The 20,498-nt window shown below is 64.0% G+C and carries 20 protein-coding genes; 18 read left to right on the forward strand and 2 right to left on the reverse strand.

The window, feature by feature from the left end; genetic code table 11:
• Positions 1 to 262: 262 nt before the first annotated feature.
• The 18 genes from X727_RS161550 to X727_RS161465 all read left to right on the forward strand — a co-directional run bounded on the left by X727_RS161550 (position 263) and on the right by X727_RS161465 (position 18,655).
• Positions 263 to 1,147: a flagellin gene (locus X727_RS161550; RefSeq protein WP_023683302.1), complete on the forward strand. Its 885-nt coding sequence runs from the start codon at positions 263 to 265 to the stop codon at positions 1,145 to 1,147.
• 189 nt (positions 1,148 to 1,336) lie between these two features.
• Positions 1,337 to 2,977, forward strand: coding sequence for a flagellar basal-body MS-ring/collar protein FliF (gene fliF, locus X727_RS161545; RefSeq protein WP_023686350.1), 1,641 nt, complete (start codon positions 1,337 to 1,339; stop codon positions 2,975 to 2,977).
• A 3-nt stretch (positions 2,978 to 2,980) separates the two neighbouring features.
• Entirely contained in the window at positions 2,981 to 3,607 is a 627-nt protein-coding gene (locus X727_RS161540; protein WP_023686351.1) for a hypothetical protein, read from the forward strand.
• A gap of 31 nt (positions 3,608 to 3,638) precedes the next feature.
• The gene (locus X727_RS161535; RefSeq protein WP_023686352.1) at positions 3,639 to 4,985 is read left to right on the forward strand and encodes a MotB family protein; all 1,347 of its coding nucleotides are present in this window, start codon (positions 3,639 to 3,641) and stop codon (positions 4,983 to 4,985) included.
• On the forward strand, positions 4,982 to 6,412 hold the full coding sequence (locus tag X727_RS161530) for a chemotaxis protein (protein WP_023744229.1): 1,431 nt from the start codon (positions 4,982 to 4,984) through the stop codon (positions 6,410 to 6,412). Before X727_RS161535 ends, X727_RS161530 begins: the two co-directional genes overlap by 4 nt.
• The gene (locus tag X727_RS161525; protein WP_023686354.1) at positions 6,409 to 7,794 is read left to right on the forward strand and encodes a flagellar hook-length control protein FliK; all 1,386 of its coding nucleotides are present in this window, start codon (positions 6,409 to 6,411) and stop codon (positions 7,792 to 7,794) included. The genes X727_RS161530 and X727_RS161525 overlap by 4 nt, the downstream gene beginning before the upstream one ends.
• Complete coding sequence (locus X727_RS161520; protein ID WP_050587388.1) at positions 7,721 to 8,314, forward strand: transglycosylase SLT domain-containing protein; 594 nt, start codon at positions 7,721 to 7,723, stop codon at positions 8,312 to 8,314. Before X727_RS161525 ends, X727_RS161520 begins: the two co-directional genes overlap by 74 nt.
• A 220-nt stretch (positions 8,315 to 8,534) precedes the next feature.
• On the forward strand, positions 8,535 to 9,203 hold the full coding sequence (locus tag X727_RS161515) for a response regulator transcription factor (protein WP_023683295.1): 669 nt from the start codon (positions 8,535 to 8,537) through the stop codon (positions 9,201 to 9,203).
• Between the two features lie 91 nt (positions 9,204 to 9,294).
• Entirely contained in the window at positions 9,295 to 10,548 is a 1,254-nt protein-coding gene (locus tag X727_RS161510; RefSeq protein WP_023691731.1) for a flagellar hook protein FlgE, read from the forward strand.
• 176 nt (positions 10,549 to 10,724) lie between these two features.
• On the forward strand, positions 10,725 to 12,179 hold the full coding sequence (gene flgK, locus X727_RS161505; protein WP_023833559.1) for a flagellar hook-associated protein FlgK: 1,455 nt from the start codon (positions 10,725 to 10,727) through the stop codon (positions 12,177 to 12,179).
• 3 nt (positions 12,180 to 12,182) lie between these two features.
• Positions 12,183 to 13,226, forward strand: a complete 1,044-nt coding sequence (locus X727_RS161500; protein WP_023683291.1) for a flagellar hook-associated family protein — start codon at positions 12,183 to 12,185, stop codon at positions 13,224 to 13,226.
• Between the two features lie 30 nt (positions 13,227 to 13,256).
• Positions 13,257 to 13,604 (forward strand): flagellar biosynthesis regulator FlaF, encoded by a 348-nt coding sequence (gene flaF, locus X727_RS161495; RefSeq protein ID WP_023671893.1) that lies wholly within the window; start codon positions 13,257 to 13,259, stop codon positions 13,602 to 13,604.
• Positions 13,601 to 14,044 (forward strand): flagellar biosynthesis repressor FlbT, encoded by a 444-nt coding sequence (gene flbT, locus X727_RS161490; protein WP_023744226.1) that lies wholly within the window; start codon positions 13,601 to 13,603, stop codon positions 14,042 to 14,044. Before flaF ends, flbT begins: the two co-directional genes overlap by 4 nt.
• A complete protein-coding gene (gene flgD, locus X727_RS161485) occupies positions 14,044 to 14,451 on the forward strand; it encodes a flagellar hook assembly protein FlgD (protein WP_023671895.1) in 408 nt (135 codons plus the stop codon). The genes flbT and flgD overlap by 1 nt, the downstream gene beginning before the upstream one ends.
• A 24-nt stretch (positions 14,452 to 14,475) precedes the next feature.
• Entirely contained in the window at positions 14,476 to 14,742 is a 267-nt protein-coding gene (gene fliQ, locus X727_RS161480; RefSeq protein WP_023671896.1) for a flagellar biosynthesis protein FliQ, read from the forward strand.
• A 71-nt stretch (positions 14,743 to 14,813) separates the two neighbouring features.
• Positions 14,814 to 15,806: an asparagine synthetase B gene (locus X727_RS1000000169525; protein WP_023833560.1), complete on the forward strand. Its 993-nt coding sequence runs from the start codon at positions 14,814 to 14,816 to the stop codon at positions 15,804 to 15,806.
• Positions 15,807 to 15,820: 14 nt separating this feature from the next.
• Entirely contained in the window at positions 15,821 to 16,789 is a 969-nt protein-coding gene (locus X727_RS1000000169530; protein ID WP_280805917.1) for an asparagine synthase C-terminal domain-containing protein, read from the forward strand.
• A 222-nt stretch (positions 16,790 to 17,011) separates the two neighbouring features.
• The gene (locus X727_RS161465; RefSeq protein WP_023744223.1) at positions 17,012 to 18,655 is read left to right on the forward strand and encodes an MFS transporter; all 1,644 of its coding nucleotides are present in this window, start codon (positions 17,012 to 17,014) and stop codon (positions 18,653 to 18,655) included.
• Between the two features lie 23 nt (positions 18,656 to 18,678).
• On the opposite strand, the gene X727_RS161460 is transcribed toward X727_RS161465, so the two are convergent.
• Positions 18,679 to 19,047, reverse strand: a complete 369-nt coding sequence (locus X727_RS161460) for a cupin domain-containing protein (RefSeq protein WP_081725355.1) — start codon at positions 19,045 to 19,047, stop codon at positions 18,679 to 18,681.
• Positions 19,048 to 19,105: 58 nt separating this feature from the next.
• A complete protein-coding gene (locus tag X727_RS161455) occupies positions 19,106 to 20,491 on the reverse strand; it encodes an FAD-binding oxidoreductase (RefSeq protein WP_023744222.1) in 1,386 nt (461 codons plus the stop codon).
• Between the last annotated feature and the right edge of the window lie 7 nt (positions 20,492 to 20,498).

Here is a 20,498-nt window from a genome sequence, read left to right on the forward strand (position 1 = left end):
ACACCATCCGTCGGGCCGCGCCAACAGCGCGGCCCGATTTCTTTTGCGGCTGTTGATTGTCTTGCTGAATGGCTGCCGATTTTTGCTCTTGGCCAGCGCCCTGAATGGCTTGGTTTAACAGGCCGTTAACCATATCCCGGTAGTCATGGTTAACCATTCCATGGCGGGCAGACCATACGGTCGATGGGCTTATGCCTACCCCCTTGATGAAGTTGATCCGGCGTGTTCGGGACACGCCAGTGTTTGAAAAGGGGTAAATATCTTGGCTAGCATCATGACGAACGCTTCGGCTCTGACCGCGCTGCAGAGCCTGAACAACACCAACAAGCAGCTTGAAACCACCCAGTCACGCATTTCGACCGGCTACCGCGTCGCCACCGCCAGCGACAACGCCGCCTACTGGTCGATCGCCACCACGATGAAGTCCGACAACAAGGCGCTTTCGGCCGTTCAGGACGCGCTTGGCCTCGGCGCCGGCAAGGTCGATACCGCCTACACCGCCATCACCGACATCAAGGACCAGGTCGACCTGATCAAGGCCAAGCTGGTCACTGCACGCAGCGCCAGCAAGGACGACCAGCAGAAGATCGCGACCGAAATCAAGGCCATCCAGGACCAGATCAAGTCGTCGGTCACCAACGCCTCCTATGCCGGCTCGAACCTGCTGCAGAACGACGCTGCTGCGACCTCCGACCTGAAGATCGTCGCGTCCTATAACCGCACCGGCACGACCGTCGCCATCGACACCATCGACGTCAAGGCGGCCGACACGCAGGTTCTCGATCTTCCTGGCACTGGCGGCATCGTCGGCGCTCTGCTGGCGACGACCTTCTTCGATCCCAGCACCACCCAGGTCCTCCCGGCGGCCATCGACACCGCACTCGGCGCCGTTGAAACGGCGCTTGCCAAGCTGTCCACGGGTGCCGCCTATCTCGGCGCCGCCAAGTCGCGCATCGACACCCAGAAGAGCTTCCTGTCGAACCTCTCGGACTCCATCGACAAGGGCGTCGGCGCGCTGGTCGACGCCGACATGAACAAGGAATCCACGCGGCTGCAGGCCCTCCAGGTCCAGCAGCAGCTCGGCATCCAGTCGCTGTCGATCGCCAACGGCAACTCGCAGTCGATCCTGGCGCTGTTCAAGCAGTAAGCCTGACCCGGCTTTCTCTTCCTTGAATAGGCCGCGCCAACAGCGCGGCCCTTTCCTGTATGGGTGTGTTTTGACGCATGTCGTTGACCCGGAACCGCTGCACACTTCCGGGCGACATGCTCTATCATCTTCGCACAAGCTTCGCGGTCTAGTGTTCCCACGGAATATCATGCTGGGAGCGCTTGAATCGTGCCGCAACAGATCCAGAGCATCATCTCGAATCTCAGGGCATTTGGCGTCAGGCGCCTTGCCATGCTGGCCGGCATTGCCGCATTGGTGATGGCCGTCATCGGCATCGGCTCGGTCTATCTCAACCGCCCGGCCTATGAGACGCTCTATGTCGGGCTCGATCGCTCCGACGTGAACCAGATCGGCCTGGTGCTCGGCGAAGCCGGCATCGGCTTCGACGTCGGCTCCGACGGCACCTCCGTGCTGGTGCCGGCCGGCACCACCGCGCAGGCGCGCATGCTGCTCGCCGAAAAGGGCCTGCCGACCAGCGCCAATGCCGGCTACGAACTGTTCGACAATGTCGGTTCTCTTGGCCTGACCTCCTTCATGCAGCAGATCACCCGCGTGCGCGCGCTGGAAGGCGAGATCGCCCGCACCATCCAGTCGATATCCGGCATCAAGGCCGCCCGCGTTCACATCGTCATGTCCGAGCGCGCCAATTTCCGCCGCGACGAACAGCAACCCTCCGCCTCGGTGGTCATCCGCTATTCCGGCATCGACGCCGAAAAGAGCGCCATGTCGATCCGCCATCTCGTCGCCGCCGCCGTGCCGGGCCTGTCGGCCGACAAGGTTACCGTGCTCGATTCCAACGGCAACCTTCTCGCCGCCGGCGACGATCCCTCCAACACAAGTGCTGCCCGCACGCTCGGCGTCGAGCAGACCGTCGAGGCGCAGATCGGCGACAACATCCGCCGCGCGCTGACGCCTTATCTCGGCCCCGACAATTTCCGCGCCAGCGTCAAGGCCGATGTCAACACCGACACCCGCCAGACCGAAGAGACGATCTTCGATCCGGAGTCACGCGTGGAGCGTTCCGTGCAGTCGGTGCGCGCCAACGAAAACAGCAATCAGAGGCAGGCCTCGACCCCGGCCACCGTCGAGCAGAACCTGCCCGAGACCCAGGCGACCAGCACCGATGGTCCGCAGACGTCATCGGAGAATGATCGCAAGGAGGAGATCACCAATTACGAGATCAACTCCAAGAAGATCGCCACAGTCTCGAACGGCTATTCCGTCACCAAGATGTCGATCGCCGTCGTCGTCAATCAGCAGCGGCTGATGACCATCCTCGGCAAGGACGCAACGCCCGAGCAGATCGCCAAGCGCGTTGCCGACATCCAGAAGATGGTGGCTTCGGCCACTGGCTTCGACGACAAGCGCGGCGACATCATCGATGTCTCGGCCGTCGAGTTCATCGACGGGCTCGACGGCGAGGCGGTCGAACAGCCGGGCATAATGGCGTCGATCGGAACCCATGCCGGTACGATGATCAACGCCGGCGCTTTCATCGTCGTGGTGTTCCTGGTCGCCTTCTTCGGCCTGAGGCCGATGGCCACCGCGCTGAGCGCGCGGCCGACGCCGGCACTTGCCGGTCCGAGCTTCGACGACGTCCAGCGTTCACTGCCGACACCCGAAGCCGCCAGCGCCGAACAGGCGCCGGCTGCCTTGCCCGGCAGCCGCCCAGGCCCGACTCCACTCGACGATCTTCGTCAGAAGATCAGGCCGGCGCCGCAGGAGCGGCTTGCCCGCATGGTCGACATCAATGAGGAGCGCACCGCGCAGATCCTGCGCAAATGGGCGGCCCAGGAAGCAGCGGTATAGACCATGGCCTCGGCAGCGCTTTTCGACCTTTTGCCGGATTTCGGCGCACGCAGCCAGCGTGCCGGCCAGCCCTCGCTCGCCGCCATGGCCGAGCCAAGGCCGGAGACGTCGGCGCCGCAGGCCGACATCGGCGCGCTGATCGCCGAAGCGGTCATCGATGCCGAAGCCGCCCTTGAAGCCCGCCTTGCCATCGCCCACCAGGCAGCGCTCGAGGCGCAGAGACAGGCCAACGCCGATGAAGCAAAGGCCTTTCTAGAAAGTTTCGGCGGCGATCTCGGCGCGGTCGTCACTGCCCGCATCGAGATCATGGAGGCCAAGGTCAGCGACCTCGTCGGCGCCACCATTGCGCGCATCATTGGCGGCCTTGTCAGCGACGATCTGCAGAAGCGTTCGCTGGAAACCCTTGCCGGCACGATCCGCGAAGCCGTCGGCGACAGCGAGGCGGTGCGCATCGCCGTGCGCGGACCGCTGTCATTGTTCGAGACGCTGAAGGCTTCGCTCGGCCCACGCGCGGCCAATCTCGATTTCGTCGAGGCGCCCGGCTTCGACCTTACCGTCGCCATTGACGAGGCGGTGTTCGAAACCCGCATTGCCGAATGGTCGGCCGCCTTGTCGGAGGCCCTGTCATGAGCGAGGGCCCTCTTACGAACGAGTGGACGTCATGAGCGTTGTCGAGGCCGCAGACGCCAGGCATGAGATCATCATCGTGCGGCGCAACCACGACGACCACGACGACGCCCACCATGGCGGCGTCTGGAAGATCGCCTTTGCCGATTTCATGACTGCCATGATGTGCTTCTTCCTCGTCATGTGGCTGATCAACGCCGCCAACGAGCAGACCAAGGCAGCCGTCGCCAGCTACTTCAATCCGGTCAAGCTGGTCGATCGCAACGCCAGCCGCAAGGGCCTCGAAGACCTCGGCGATGGCCCGAGCAAGGTCGGGCTGACGGCGGACGACCCGCGGGACAAGACCAGCAAGGCCGGACAGGACGGCGTCGGCGGCGCCGGTACTTCCGACAAGAAGCAATCGAAGGAATCGGCGCCAAAGACGGATCTTTCCGACGAGCATCTGTTTGCCGATCCCTATGCGGTGCTGTCGGAAATCGCCACCGACACCGGCGTCATGCAAAATGTCAGCGAGAAGGGCGATGGCGGCGCGCAGGCGTCCGGCCCGGCTACCGGCGCATCCGGCGGCCAATCCTACCGCGACCCGTTCGCGCCGGATTTCTGGTCGCAGCAGGTGGCTGCACCAGGCGCCGAAGCCACCGCCGAACGCACCAAGATCGAAGGCGATCCCCTGAAGCCGGGTGACAAGGCGGCACAGACGCAAGTGGCGGAGGTGAAGGCCGTGCCGGCCGCGCCGCCAGTGGCCGCGGCGCCGCTCGAGCCGCTGGCGAAATCCGTTTCCGATAAGCCGCTGACCAAGGCTGAAGCCAAAGCAGAGGCCAAGGCTGAAGCAGCGAAGGCCGAAATTGCAAAGGCCGAAGCCGCCGAAGCACAACCCGCACCCAAACCCGAAGCCGCGGAAAAAGCGCCGACGGCCGCCACTGTTAGAGCCGCGGCGCAGGTCAAGCAGGAACTGGCCGAGGCCTTCAAGCCAGGCGACAAATTGCATAATGGCGTCTCCGTCGAAGCCACCGACAAGGGTGTCGTCATTTCGATCACGGACCAGTTCGATTTCGGCATGTTCGAGATCGGATCGGCGGTGCCTAGGCGTGAACTGGTGCTGGCGATGGAAAAGATCGGCCGCATCGTCAACGAGCAGAAAGGCACGATCAGCATCAACGGCCACACCGACGCGCGGCCGTTCCGCAGCGACACTTACGACAATTGGCGGCTGTCCACGGCGCGCGCCCATTCCGCCTATTACATGCTGGTGCGCGGCGGCGTCGACGAGCGCCGCATCACCGAGGTCGCCGGCTTCGCCGATCGCGAGCCGAAAATTGCAGCCGACCCGATGGCGGCCGCGAACCGCCGCATCGAAATCCTGATGGCGACCGACGGATGAGGCGCGCCGCCATCATCGGCCGCGCGGTCGGGCTGCTGCTGCTGAGCGCTGTCCATCCGCCATCGGCCTTCGCCGAGGACGGCTTGCAGCCCTATCAGCTGGTGCGCTCGCTGCAGCTTGTGCAGGACCGCATCGCCGCCGGCGATCACGCCGCGCTGCCGATGCAGGCCAAGCTGCTCGAAATGGCCGACACAAGGCTGCGCGCGGCGGACGCAGATGATTTCAGCGACCCGAAGAATTTTCGCGCCTTGCTGGTCTATGGCATGAGTGGCGGCAACCCCGTCACCGTCGAGGCGGCGGTGTCGCGCGCCAAGACCGACCCGCAAAGCCTGACCATCGCCAAGGGCATTGTCGATTATCTGAACGGCCGGCAGGCGGCTGCGATCGAGGCGCTGAAGCCGATCGATCCGATGACCCTGCCCCCCGATGTCGGTGCCTTTCTGGCGCTGGTCAAGGGCTCGCTTCTCGCCACCGAGCAACCGGTCAGCGCGCTTGCGCTGCTCGACGATGCTCGCCTGCTCAGCCCCGGCACGCTGGTCGAGGAAGCAGCACTGCGCCGCTCGGTCGGCATCGCCGCCGCGCAAGGCGACGGTGCGCGTTTCGCGCTTGCCTCAACCCAATACGTCGAAGACTACCTCTATTCGCCCTATGCCAGCCAGTTCGCCGACGCCTTCGTCTCCGGCGTCATCACGCTGCACATGGCGATCAGCCAGGACAAGCTCGCCGACATCACCGCAATGATGGATCCAGAACGCGAGAAGGTGATCTATCTGCGCATCGCCCGCCGCGCCGCGATCGACGGCTTTGCCGATCTCTCCGCCTTTGCCTCGGCCAGGGCTGAACGGGGCCGCGACGGCATCCACAATCAGGACGATCCGCGCGCCCAGCTCTATTCCAGCCTGTCCACGGTAACGTCCGGCACCATCGGCGAGGTCCGCGCCAAGCTGGACAAGATCGATCGCAACCAGCTTTCGCAAAGCGACCGCGACCTGCTCGATGCCGCGCAGGCCGTGGCGGGTGAAGTCATCGCCCCGCCGGCGCCGCTGCCTGCCGAAAAGCCCGCACCTGCCGCGGCCAGGCAGGAGCCGGTCAAGACCGCGGCCGTGGAAAGACCCGACGAGCCAGAGCTGCCGCCGGTCGAAGGCGCGATGCCGGAACAGCCAGCCGCCACAACGTCGAGTGAACAGCCCGCAACCGACCAACCGAAGGCGGCAAGTGAGCCGGCCGCGCAGGCACCGAGCACGCCCGAGCCAAAGGCGGCGGAAACGCCTGCAGTCGCCTCGGCCAGCGATGCGGCTCCGGTCGTGCCGGCATCGGTGCCGGCCCCCGCCGCAGTAGAGCCTACCGATCCCACCGACGCCGCCATGGCGAGGACGCGTCACCAGCTCGATTTGATCGACCAGATGCTTGGAGCAGCCCCGAAATGACCACCAATGTTGGCCAGGCCCTGCCGGCTCCCGCGCACGCCGGATCGAAGCAGTCGGCCTCAAACGCCAAGGGCGGCGACAAAAGCTTCGGCGACATGGTGCGCGGCGACGACGATGCGCCGACACCGATAGGCCAGGGAGCAATTGAGGCCGCGTCGCACGAGCTGCATTGGGCCAAACGCAGCCCTGCCGGTCCCGGCAAAAGCGAAATCCCACACACCCAGTCTGGCAAAACGGGGACGAAATCCGCTGCCGGCAAGGCCGCAAAAGAACATGCCGATAGTGGCCCGGACAAACCATCCAAGGACGCTGAGGTGGCCGGACGAGACGCGGATGCAGGATCGCTGCAGGATCATTTGCCACTGGTGCTGGCGCTGCACGATATCAGGCATTTCTCAACGGTCCGGACAAGCGGGAACGGCATCGCGACGAATGGACAGACTGGGCAACCGGCGCCCGCTGGCGAGGCCACTTCTGCACAGACGTCGCCTCTGAAGAGACACCGCGCAGCGTCCGGCATTGACAACAGACTCGACACGACGACGCGATCGGAACGGGCCAAGCCCGGTACCAGCGTTTCCGCACAGGATCAGGGGCAAAAGCTGCCCGCGATCGGGCTCCAGTCCGGCAAACTGCCGCACCAGGATGGTCCGACGCCTCCTCTACCGGCGGGCCAGACGGCAAGCGACGTTTCGGCACCCGAGGCAAAACGGTCCGCGCCGTCGGCGAAGTCCGTCGATGGAGCCCATTCCGCGGCATCGTCCACACAGGGAAAACAGCCGCCATTCGCTGCGCGCGTCGACATTGTCGCCGAACAGAGCTTCCCCGCGCCGGCGCATAGTCCGATAAACCAAACGACTTCGGCGCTTATCGACGCGCTGGCTTCGGATAACGGCCTGCGGCAAGCGGTTTCGACGCCGTCGACGACCGCCCAGACGGCCGGTTCTGTTGCCGTTCCGACACATATATTGAAGATCGAGCTTCACCCGGCAGAGCTCGGCATGGTCACCGCCAGTCTCAGGCTTTCCGGAGAACAACTTTCGATAGAATTGAAGCCCGAAACCCATGAGGCTTACCGCCGTCTCGCCACCGACAGCGACGCCATCGTGAAGTCGTTGCGCGGGCTCGGCTTCGATGTCGACAAGGTGACCATCCTGCAACCCTCGATAGCGATCCACGCAGCGGCCCGCAGCGATGCAGCGAACTCGCATCCAATGCCGCAAGGCCGCGACCAGTCCGCTTTTCAGCCCGGAAACTCGAGCGGCAACAATACGGGTTCGGGCGGCCACCAGTCGGGAAGAAACCGCAATGACGATGCCCAGGAATTCGGCCGCGCTGGCGCGCCTGCTCGCGAGCGTGCTGGCGACGATATGTTTATCTAGCCTCGCCACCAAGCCGGCCACCGCCGCCACCAACCCTTGCGAGCCCGAGATTTTGCGTGCCGCCGATCGCTATGGCGTGCCGGCCGGCATCCTCTATGCGGTCGGACTGACCGAGACCGGCAAGAAGGGAAGCCTGCAGCCTAATGCGTTGAATATAGAGGGGAAAGCGGTATTTCCAAGGAACCGCACCGAGGCCCTGGCCGCCTTCGAAGCAGCCCGGCGCGAGGGCAAGACACTCATCGATCTCGGCTGCATGCAGATCAACCATCATTATCACGCCGCGCATTTCCGCAGCGTCGACGACATGCTGGACCCGCGCCAGAATGTCGACTATGCCGCGCGCTTCCTGGCCAGCCTGCATGCGCGTCATGTCAGCTGGTCGATGGCCGTCGCCCGCTACCACGCCGGCCCCGACAATGACCCCGCGCAGAAATTCTATGTCTGCCGCGTCATCGCCAATATGGTCGCCACCGGCTTCGGCAAATGGACCCCGAACGCCCGCAACTTCTGCAACCATTAGGTGAATCATCTCTTGCGAACGGCTGCAAATCCACGCCCGGCGGGTGACGTGCCACGTCACCCGTTCGGCAACCAACGATACAACCTCCTGATTGCGGTTATTTCGAAACTCGAAATAACTCCCAAGAAAATAGCTACAAGAAATGATGGTTGTTCAGGATTCCCGGCACCGGTTACGGCTCTTCCCACGGGGCAGATGATCTGATTCGGAGGCGGGGCCGATGATTGTAATCGTTGACGAGCGTGAGCTCGTAACTGAAGGCTATAATTCACTTTTCGATCGTGAGGGCGTCGCCTGTGCAGGCTTCGCGTCCGGTGAATTCGGCGAGTGGGTGACATCGGCCGCCGACACGGATTTGCGATCGGTCCGAGCCTTCCTCATCGGCGACTGCCGCGAAGGCGCCATCTCGCCACGCCAGATCCGCGACCGCACCGGCGCTCCGGTTATCGCGCTCAGCGAACAGCACTCGCTTGAAAATACGCTGCGGCTGTTCGAGAGCGGTGTCGACGACGTCATCCGCAAGCCGGTCCATATCCGGGAGATCCTGGCCCGCATCACCGCCATCCGCCGCCGCGCCCATGAGGACGTCAGCTATACCGAGATCGGCGCCATGCGCATCTTCATGGACGGCCGCGATCCCGAGATCGATGGCCAGCCGTTGCCTCTGCCGCGCCGCGAACGCCGCATCCTCGAATATCTGGCGAGCAACCGCGGACGCCGCGTCACCAAGACCCAGGTCTTCAACGCCATCTACGGCATCTTCGACGAAGAGGTCGAGGAGAACGTCGTCGAGAGCCACATCTCCAAATTGCGCAAGAAGCTGCGCGAAAAGCTCGGCCAGGACCCGATAGATTCCAAGCGCTTCCTTGGCTACCGGCTGGTGTTCTGATGGCGGTCTGCGCCAGCCTCGCGCAAGACAGAAATTATATCCTCGCGACCACAGATGGGCCCAACGATGTTGGGCATTGAGGAGACGTTCGATGAGCCTTTACGGAATGATGCGGACCGGCGTTTCCGGCATGAACGCGCAGGCCAACCGCCTTTCGGCCACAGCCGACAACATCGCCAATTCCGACACCACCGGCTACAAGCGATCCTCGGCCGAGTTTTCGACGCTGATCATGCCGCAGGTCGGCGGCGCCTATAATTCCGGCGGCGTCAACACCACCATCCGCTCGGCCATCAGCGCCCAGGGCGTGCTGCAGTACACGACCTCGGTTTCCGACCTTGCGGTCAACGGCAACGGTTTCTTCGTCGTCCAGGACCCCAGCGGAACGCCTTTCCTCACCCGCGCCGGCGCATTCGTTCCCGACGCTCAGGGCAGACTGGTCAACGCCGCCGGCTACCAGCTGATGGCCTACAGCTACGCCAACGGCACACCGGCTGCCACCGCCAACGGTTTCGAAGGGCTGGTGCCGGTCCAGATCTCCGACCAGGAAATGACCGCGACGCCCAGCACCGCGGGCAACTTCAACGCCAATCTGCCGGCCGGCGCCACGCCGCCCGCCGGTCCGCTGCCGTCCACCAACAGCCCGACGGCGGAATACACGTCGAAATCCTCGATGGTCACCTACGACAATCTCGGCAACAAGAAGCTGCTCGACCTCTATTTCACCAACACCGGGACCGGCACCTGGTCGGTCTCTGTGTTCGACCAGTCCCAGGCGACGCCGGGCACATCCTTTCCCTATACGGGCGGCGCGCTGGCCACGGCCAACCTGACCTTCGACACCACCACCGGCAAACTCACCGGCGCCGTCGATTCGATTACCATCCCCGTACCGGGCGGTGCGTCGCTCGACCTCGATTTGTCCAAGCTGACTCAGCTCGGCACCGGCTTCACGGTCTCCGAAGCCAAGGTCAACGGCAACGCGCCCAGCACGATCGAAAAGATCCAGATCGGCGAGGACGGAGTCATTTACGCCCAGTATCAGGACGGCTCGACCAAGCCGCTGTTCAAGATCCCACTGGCCGACGTCCAGAGCGCCGACAACCTCACCGCACTGCCTGGCAATGTCTATGCGCAGTCCACCGACTCCGGCACCGTGCGCATCGGCTTCGCCAATGAAGGCAAGCTCGGCAGCATCATCTCCGGCGCGTTGGAAAATTCCAACGTCGATATCGCCGAGGAATTGACCAACATGATCGCGGCGCAGCGCAGCTACACCGCTAACTCGAAAGTGTTCCAGACCGGTTCCGACCTCATGGATGTCCTTGTCAACCTGAAGAGATAAACGACGGGCGCCAGGGGAATGAACCCAAACCAGAGCAGCGCGGTGCGCGGATTTCGAATTCAAGGCCACACCGGCAAACCGGCCGGGGTGGTCTGGAATTGCAGGTTTCCGAACGCCGACGCCGCCGACAGGGCAGAGACGTCATCCCCTCCCCACTGGCCTCGTGAAAGACCCGCATGTCGCTGACTTCCGCATTGACCATAGCCCAACAGTCGCTTCAGACCACATCGAAGCAGACCAGCGTCCTTTCCCGCAATATTGCCGACGCCAGCAACCCCGACTATGCCCGCCGCACGGCGGTCGTCGTCAGCAGCGCGCCCGGCGCCCGCTCGGTCGAGATCCAGCGCGCCACCAACGCCCTGCTGTTTCGCCAGAACCTCAGCGCGCAATCGGCATGGAGCGGCCAGAGCACGCTTTACAGCGGAATTGACCGCCTCGCCGTTGCCGTCAACGGCGTCGACAACGCCTCCTCTGCCTCGACCGCGATCGGCAAGCTGCAGAACGCGCTGCAGCTTTACGCCGCTACGCCATCGAACCAGAACCTCGGCTCCAGCGTCATCGACGCGGCCCAGCAGGTGGTGCGCGCTCTGAACGACGGCACCAACGCGATCCAGGATTTCCGCACCCAGGCCGATGGCGAGATATCGACGGCGGTCGACGATCTCAACTCGCTGCTTAGTCAGTTCCAGGACGCCAACAGGGCGGTCATCTCCGCAACCCGTTCGGGTACCGACGCATCCGACGCGCTCGACCAGCGCGACGCTTTGCTGAAGAAGATCGCGGACTATGTGCCGGTGTCGACCTTCACGCGTGGCGACAACGACATGGTCATCACCACCAAGGATGGCACGACACTGTTCGAGACCATTCCGCGCTCGGTAAGTTTCACCCCGTCGGCGGGCTACACGGCCGGCACACCAGGCAACACCATCTACATCGACAATGTGCCGGTCAGCGCCGGGGCTGGCGGCAACACCAGCGCCGACGGCAAGCTCGCCGGGCTCATCACCTTGCGCGACGGCGTCGCGGCCACGATGCAGAGCCAGCTCGACGAAGTGGCGCGCGGCCTCATCACCGCCTTTGCCGAAACAGCACCTTCGCAGCCCGACCGAACCGGCCTGTTCACCTGGTCGGGTGCGCCCGCCATTCCGGCCGCCGGCACGCTGATCGACGGGCTTGCCGGCTCGATCAAGGTCAACGCCGCAATGGACTCGAGCGTCGGCGGCAATCCGGTGCTGCTGCGCGACGGCGGCGCCAATGGTGCGGCCTATATCGCCAACACTGCCGGCAACGCCTCCTATTCGCAGCTCTTGATCGGCTATGGCGACAAGCTCGACAAGCCGATGCCTTTCGACGCTGCGGCCGGCATCACCGTCACGTCCAGCGTCTCCGACTACGCCGCCAATGCCATTGGCTGGTTCGAAGGCCAGCGCCAGCAGGCCTCGAGCAACGCCGACGCCAAGGAGGCGCTGGCATCGCGCACCGCCGAGGCGCTGTCCAACGACACCGGCGTCAATGTCGACCAGGAGATGTCGCTGCTGCTCGACCTCGAACACACCTATCAGGCCTCGGCGCGCATGATGAAAACCGTCGACGACATGCTGTCGGCCCTGCTCGATGCCGTGGGATAAGCCATGAAAGCCACATCCGTCTCCTCAGCCGCTCTCTCCAACGCCGCGCGCTATCAGCAGATGCGCATGCAGGGCGAACTGGTCAAAGCCACTAAGGAATCGACGACCGGCACCGTCGCCGATGTCGGTCTGGCGCTCGGCGCGCGCACCTCGCAGGCGGTCACCTTCTCGCGCGACCTCGACCGGTTGAACGTCATCATCGATTCCAATTCGCTGGTCACCGCTCGGCTGTCCTCGACGCAGGCTGCGCTTGGCCAGCTTTCCGACACTGCGCAGAATTTGCTGACCGCACTGACCGCCGCCGGCAATTCCTCGAGCACCATCACGCAGCAAGCCGGCAAGGCCGCCGTGCAGCAGATGACCTCTATCCTCAATGCCAGCGTCAACGGCGAATATCTGTTTGCCGGCACCAACACCGACGTCAAGCCGATCGACGATTTCACCGCCGCCGGCTCGCCGGCCAAGGCGGCGTTCGACGCTTCCTTCTCGTCGTATTTCGGCTTCACGCAGACCGATCCGCTCGCCGCCAACATCACCGCCGCCCAGATGGACGGCTTCATCACCAGCAATGTCGTGCCGCAGTTCATGGGCGCCGGCTGGCAGGCCAACTGGTCGAACGCCACCGACCAGCAGATCGTCAGCCGCATTTCGCTGGGCGAAACCACCCAGACCTCGGCCAGCGCCAATGAAGACAGCATCCGCAAGCTCGCCATGGCTTCCGCCCTGGTCACCGGCCTGCTCTCCGGCAACATCAGCCAGGCGGCGAAGACCACCGTCGTCGGTCGCGCCCAGGCGATGGTCGGCGAGGCGCTGGGCGGACTCGGCCAGTTGCAGGCCGAGACCGGCCTTGCCGAGAAGCGTGTTTCCGACGCGAGCGACCGCATGAAGACGCAGGTCGACCTGTTCGAGCGCCATATCCTCGATCTGGAGGGCGTCGATCCGGCCGAGGCCGCCACCCGCGTCGCGGATCTGACGCAGCATATCGAGACGTCCTTCGCGCTGACCGCGCGCCTGCAGCAGATGAGCCTGCTGAACTACCTGACCTGACAATCTCAACCGCAACGGTAGAGCCAAACGATGTACCAATTCTCCTACGCCGACATCCAGACCGACTCCGTTGCCGATGCGAAAGATCGCGAGCGGCAGCTTTTGACCCGCTCGATCGAAATGCTGGCGGCGGCGGCGGCGGTCGGCCACACCTCGATGGAAGCGGTCGAGGCGCTGCACTTCACCAACCGGGTCTGGACCACCTTCGTCGAGGATCTCGGTTCCAGCGACAATGTCCTGCCCAAGGAACTGCGCGCCAACCTCATCTCCATCGGCCTGTGGCTGCTGCGCGAGGCCGAGGACATCCGCCAGGGCCGCACCGACAATTTCGAAGGGCTGATCGAAGTGTCCCAGATCATCCGGGACGGCATTCAATGACCAACACGCTGAAGATATCGCTGAAGCCGAACGAGAAGATCTACATCAACGGCGCCGTCATCCGCGTCGACCGCAAGGTCACCGTCGAGCTGATGAACGACGTCCAGTTCCTGCTCGAGAACCATGTCATCCAGGCCGACGATGCCTCGACGCCGCTCAAGCAGCTCTATTTCATCCTGCAGGTGATGCTGATGAACCCGGCCGGCGCCATCGAGGCGCGCGCCATGTTCCGCCGCTCGCTGCCCTTGCTTTTGGCAAGCTTCGAGGATGAGCAGATCAGTGGCGCGCTGAAGCAGATCGACCGCATGGTCGGCGAAGGCCATATCTATGAAGCGCTGAAGGCTATCCGTGCGCTTTATCCGCTCGAACGCCGCGCACTTGGCGGCAATGACGATGTTCAGGGTGCGAAGCGCCCGCTGGCCGTGGGAGCACAATGCTGATGAATGTGGACATGACGACGACGATCCCCACGGGCGCCAACCAGGGTACCCAGCAGACGTCGAAGACAGCGGTCGACTACCAGTCGTTCCTGAAGCTGTTGATCGCCGAGATGAAGAACCAGGATCCGACGAAACCGATGGATTCGACACAGTATGTCGCCCAGCTCGCCACCTTCTCGCAGGTAGAGCAATCGGTGCAGACCAACACCAAGCTCGACCAGATCATGCAGTCGTCGGCGCTGTCGCAGGCCGATGCCTTGATCGGCCGCTCGATCACCTCGGCCGACGGCAAGACGACCGGCGTCGTGGCCTCGGTCAAGCTTGCAAGCAACGGCGTGATCGCCGTGCTGCAGAACGGCACCGAAGTGCCGGTCGGCGCGGGCGTTTCGATAAAGCCGGCCAGCTAGACAGTTCCATAGAGGCGCGCTCACATGAACGAGGCCGACGCCCTAGACATCGTCCAGTATGCGGTGTGGACGGTGCTCGTCGCGTCCGCGCCGGTGGTGCTGGTCGCCATGGTGGTCGGCATCGGCATCGCCCTGATCCAGGCCCTGACCCAGATCCAGGAAATCACCCTGACCTTCGTGCCCAAGATCGTCGCCATCATGCTGGTCGTGGCGCTGACCGGTCCGTTCATCGGCAGCCAGATCTCGGCCTTCACCAACGTCATCTTCGAGCGCATCGAAAACGGGTTCTAGGCAGCGCTTGCAGGCGGCTGTGTTCCGGCTAGATTGCAGGCCATGACTCAGGCAGAACTCACCGGCAGGCCATGTGCGGAATAGCCGGCGTCTGGCGCAAACGAAACCCGATCGACGCCAACGACCTGTCGGATGTCGCCAGCATGATGCAGGCGCTGGTACATCGCGGCCCCGACGATCATGACAGCTGGCACAACAATCGGCTGGCGCTCGGTCACCGCCGACTTACCATCATCGATCCCTCGCCCGCCGCCCGTGAGCCGATGCTGACTTCTTCCGGCGATGGCGTTCTCGTCTACAATGGCGAGGTCTACAATTACCGCTCGTTGCGCGAAACGCTGCAGGCCCAAGGCGTCGTCTTTCGAACCATCTGCGATGCCGAAGTGGTTCTCGAAGCCTTGCATCACTGGGGTCCCGAAAAAGCCGTGCCGCTGTTCGACGGCATGTTTTCCTTCGCCTATTTCGACGCTCGCAACAGTGCGCTGTGGCTTGCGCGTGACCGTCTTGGAATCAAGCCGATGTCGGTGGCCGACACGCCGGAGCGAATCCTGTTCGCCTCGGAGGACAAGGCGATCCTCGCCTGCGACGGTTTTCCGCGCGACATCGACAGCCGCGAGATCACCTTGCGGCTTGCCTGGCAGAGCCGCGATTCCAGCTACAGCCTGTTCGACCGCATCGAGCGCCTGCCGCCCGCCGGCCTGTGGAAGATCACCGATGGCGTTATCGAGAAGCGCCGCTTCTGGCATGTGCTGGACGTGCTGGAGACCGCGCGCATTACCGGCGATGCATCCGCTGATGCTGAACAGATGGCGACGCTCGAGGCGTTGCTCAAGGACAGCGTCGGACTTCACTGCATCGCCGATACCAGCGTTGCCACCGCCTGCAGCAGCGGTGTCGATTCCGGCCTGATAACGGCGCTGGCAAAGCGGTTCAGGCCGGAAGTCCATGGTTATGTCGTCGACCCGCAGCTCGGTCACAGCGAGGCCGAAGACGCCGAACGCACCGGCCGCCATGTGGGCGTGCCCTTGCGCCGGGTGCAGGTCGACAGGAACCGGTTTNCATAACGCTGGAAATAGGCCTGTGCGATCTTGCCGAAGACGCCGAACGCACCGGCCGCCATGTGGGCGTGCCCTTGCGCCGGGTGCAGGTCGACAGGAACCGGTTTTTCGAACTTTGGCCAAGGGTAATCTGGCATCTTGAAAGCGATGGCTGGCACGCCAGCCATGTCGCGCTGCTGGCGCTTGCTGAACAATGCCGGGCCGATGGCGTCAAGGTGCTGCTCACCGGCGAAGGCGCAGACGAATTGTTTGGCGGCTACCCATTGCAGGCCTTGAGCATGAAGAAGTGGCGTTCCTGGTCGTGGCCCCGGCTCCTGGTCCATTCGAAGCGCTCGCTCGACCGGAGATTCGAGCAACAGCGTCATGCCCCCTACAAGGTCTCGGCTGGAAGCCACTCACAAATGGATCGCAGCATGGTCCTGCGTGCTTTGTCGCCGGAGCTGAATTTCCTGCAAACCGAGATCTTCGACCGGCTGGAGCCGGTGACGCCGCCCGCCGATCGCGCCTTTCTCGGTAGTTGCCTCTACGACCTCTATTCGCATCTGCAGGACATCCTGCACCGGCACGACCGGCTGAGCATGGCGGCGTCCGTGGAACTGCGGGTCCCGTTCCTGGAAAACCGCCTGATCGACTTCGCCATCCATTTGCCGAGGCGGCAGAAATACCGCGACAAGACAGGAAAATGGCTTTTGCGAAAGGTCGCTGAAAAGCATATTCCGCGCCAGAACGTCCATGCGCGCAAGATCGGCTTCGAGATGTCGTCGCAATTTTCGGCCGGCACGGAGACTTTGCTACGCGGCGGTTTCCTGCGCGATGCCTTGAAATGGCCCGCCGCCAATTTGGAGGACATGGTCCAGTTGGCCCGGCGCGAGCAACCGTCCAGGCTGCGGCTTGTCGGCATGGAGCTTTTCCTGCGCCTTCACGCCGGCGGCGAGACGACAGGCACGCTGACCGAAGCCTTGCATACCGCTGCCCGGGACAGAAGCTGACTTCGCGCGCGGCCGACAGCCCGAGCAGTGGACCAATGAGAACATCGCTCTGGGTAGCGAACCCTTCCCGGCTGACGTATTTTCGCCTTGCTATCCTGTTGTTGGATCATGATCTTTTTCGAAGACGCGTTCGCCCTTTTGGATGTCGTGCTCTATTTCAAACGGATGCCATGATTGTCGTCCCGGCGGACGAAACCAGCACGTTAAGGTGGGACAGGTCTGATGATCGATGACGAGCCGGACAGCGAACGCGTTTCGGCGCTGGCGCCGTTCCGGCACGGCATCTTCCGCGCCGTCTGGTCGGCCAGTCTGGTGTCGAATTTCGGTGGCCTGATCCAGGGCGTCGGCGCCGCCTGGATGATGACCACCATCGCCACGTCGCCCTATCAGGTGGCGCTGGTCCAGGCCTCGGCCACTCTGCCGATCATGCTGTTTGCACTCGTCGCCGGCGCCATCGCCGACAGCTTCAACCGGCGCAAGGTGATGCTGATCGCCCAAATCTTCATGCTGGTCGTCTCTGCACTTCTAACGCTGTTCACCTGGAACGGCTGGATGACGCCGTGGACGCTGCTTGCCTTCACCTTCCTGATCGACAGCGGCACGGCGCTCAACAACCCGTCCTGGCAGGCATCGGTCGGCGACATGGTGCCGCGCAACAAGCTGCCGGCCGCGGTTGCACTCAATTCACTGGGCTTCAACCTGACACGCAGCGTCGGCCCGGCGATCGGCGGCATCATCGTTGCCGCCGCTGGTGCGGCTGCTGCGTTCGCCGCCAATGCGCTGAGCTATATAGGTCTTATCATCGTGCTCTTCCGCTGGAAGCCGGAGCTGCCGGTCTCGACGCTGCCGCGCGAGACGCTGGGCGCCGCCATGGGCGCCGGCCTGCGCTATGTCGCCATGTCGCCCAACATCGGCAAGGTGCTGGTCAGGGGCTTCGCCTTCGGCTTCAGCGCCGGCGCGGTTTTGGCGCTGCTGCCGCTGGTGGCGCGCGACGTCGTCAAGGGCGATGCCTTGACCTACGGCATCATGCTCGGCGCCTTCGGCATCGGCGCCGTCGGCGGCGCGCTGATAAGCGTGCGTCTCAGACAATTGCTGTCCAGCGAGACGATGGTGCGGATGGCCTTCGCCGGCTTTGCCGTCTGCGCCTTCAATGCCGCCATCAGCCTCAATGCCTGGCAGACTGCGGCGGGTTTGCTCATCGGCGGCGCCTGCTGGGTGATCGCGCTGTCGCATTTCAACGTCACGGTGCAGATGTCGACGCCGCGCTGGGTCGTCGGCCGGGTGCTGTCGGTCTACCAGACGGCGACCTTCGGCGGCATTGCGCTGGGCAGCTGGATCTGGGGCGTCGTTGCCGATGCGCATGGCGCCGAAACCGCGCTGATTGCGGCGGCCATCGCGATGCTTGTTGGCGGCGCCATCGGCCTGTTCCTGCCGCTGCCGCAGCAGACGACTCTCAACCTCGACCCGCTCAACCGCTTCAAGGAGCCGCATCTCGGCCTCGACCTGAAGCCGCGCAGCGGCCCCATCGCCATCATGATAGAGTACATTATCCGCGACGAAGATGTGCCCGAATTCCTCGCCACCATGGCCGAGCGCGGGCGCATCCGCCGCCGCGACGGCGCCCGCAACTGGACGCTGGCTCGGGACCTAGAAAATCCCGCAGTCTGGATCGAACACTACCACACGCCGACCTGGCTGGAATACATCCGCCACAACCGGCGCGCCACCCATGCCGACGCCGTCGTCGGCGAGCGGGTGCGGGCGCTGCACAGCGGCGACGAACCGCCGCGCGTGCGCCGCCTGATCGAGCGCCCGACGACCGCCGGCACCGCGCTGGTCTCGCCGAAGGGGCCGATCGATCACTGAGCTCGCCATAGCCGTAGCGCCGGTCAGCCGGCGCTCTGGATCATGTAGAGCTTGCGCGTGGTCTCGCGTATCAGCCACTCGCCCTTCCAGCCCTGCGGCAGGACGAGGAGATCGCCCGGACCGAGTTCCCGCACCTCGCCATCGATGCGGCTCAGTTCCACGCGCCCCGAAATGATGTGGCAGATCTCCGACGAGTCCGAACGATCGGCGGTGAAGCGGCCGGGCGTGCATTCCCAGATGCCGACATCGACAGTCCCGTCAGGCGATTGAAAGAACGAGCGCACGGCCTCGACCTGATCGCCTTCAATCGAGCTTGGCTTAGGAGAGAACGCGCCGATCTCGGCCTTGGCGAGATCGTGGAAGGTCGAAAGATCGATCAAGTCTAGCTCCATGGATAAGAGCAATTCCAGGAAAGGGGTCTGCCCCGGAATTGCGTGAGAACAAATGGCTTTAGTGGCCGGTGATGCTGTCGGCCAACGCGGCCAGCTTCGAGGTGCGCGCAAGCCCTGCCGCCTCGCGGCCATCGGCAATGCGATAAAGCTGGTACATCGAATGCACGCCCAGCCAGCGGAAGGGCTCCGGTTCCCATGGCCTGACCTTGCGGTTGACCCAGGGCAGCTTCGTCAGCTCGGTGTTTGCCCCGAGAACAAGGTCAGCCAGCGTGCGCCCCGAAAGGTTGGAGCTGGACACGCCGAGGCCGACATAGCCGCCGGCCCAGCCGATGCGGGTCGCGGGATCGAGGCCGACCGTGGTGCACCAGTCGCGCGGCACGCCGAGCACGCCGCACCAGGCGTGATCGATGCGGCATCCCTTGGTCTGCGGCAAGAGCGTCGTCAGGATCGTGTGCAGCTGGTCGATCGTGGCCTGCTGCGTCTGGCCGTTGACGTCGGTGCGCGAGCCGTAGCGATAAGGCACGCCGCGTCCGCCCATCGTGATGCGTCCCTCACGCGTGCGCTGGGCATAGCAATAGGCATGCGCCGCATTGCCGAGCAGTTCGTGCCCTTCCCAACCGATGTCGCGCCACAGGTCGGCGGGCAGCGGCTCAGTCACGATCTGCGCGCTGTTGAGCGCCAGCCAGGTCCGCTCCTCGCCGGGGATGCCTGATGTAAAACCCTCGGTCGCGCGGATGATCGTCTCCGCCTGCACCGTACCGCGGTCTGTTGTCACGCTGCCCTTGGCGATGCTTGTCACCGTCGTCTTCTCATAGATCGGCACGCCCAGCCGCTCGACGGCATCGGCAAGCCCACGCACCAGCTTGGCCGGCTGCACCCGCGCCTGGCCATGGACGACGAAGCCGCCCATGACGTTACGGATGTTGATGCGCGTGCGCGTTGAGGCGGCGTTCAGCATCTCGACGCGGTTCGGGTCGACATCCCAGGAACGGATCGTCTCGCATTCTTCGCGCACGCGCTCCAACTGCGCTGCGTTGGTGGCCACCGTCAGGTTGTCGACGCGGCGAATGTCGGCGTCGATGCCTTCCTCGGTCGCGACCCGGATCACTTCGTCAACGCAGCCTGCCATCGCAGCCTGCATCGCCATCACGCCTTGCCGGCTCGATGTCTTGAGATATTTTTCGCGCGACCAGCTGAAGCCGCCCGACAGCCAGCCGCCATTGCGCCCCGAAGCGCCGAAGCCGGCAAATTCGCGCTCGACGATCACGACGCGCAGCGATGGCTTCGCCTTTTTCAGATAGTAGGCGGTCCACAGGCCGGTATAGCCGGCGCCGACAATGGCGACATCGGCCTCGATGTTTCCAGGCAAGGGCGGGCGCGGAACGGGAACCGCCCCCAGATCCGCATACCAGAACGATATGTCGCCGTTGCGCTTGGCTTGCATGGAATGA

The sequence above is a fragment of the Mesorhizobium sp. L103C105A0 genome, assembly GCF_000502215.1.
GTDB lineage: Bacteria > Pseudomonadota > Alphaproteobacteria > Rhizobiales > Rhizobiaceae > Mesorhizobium.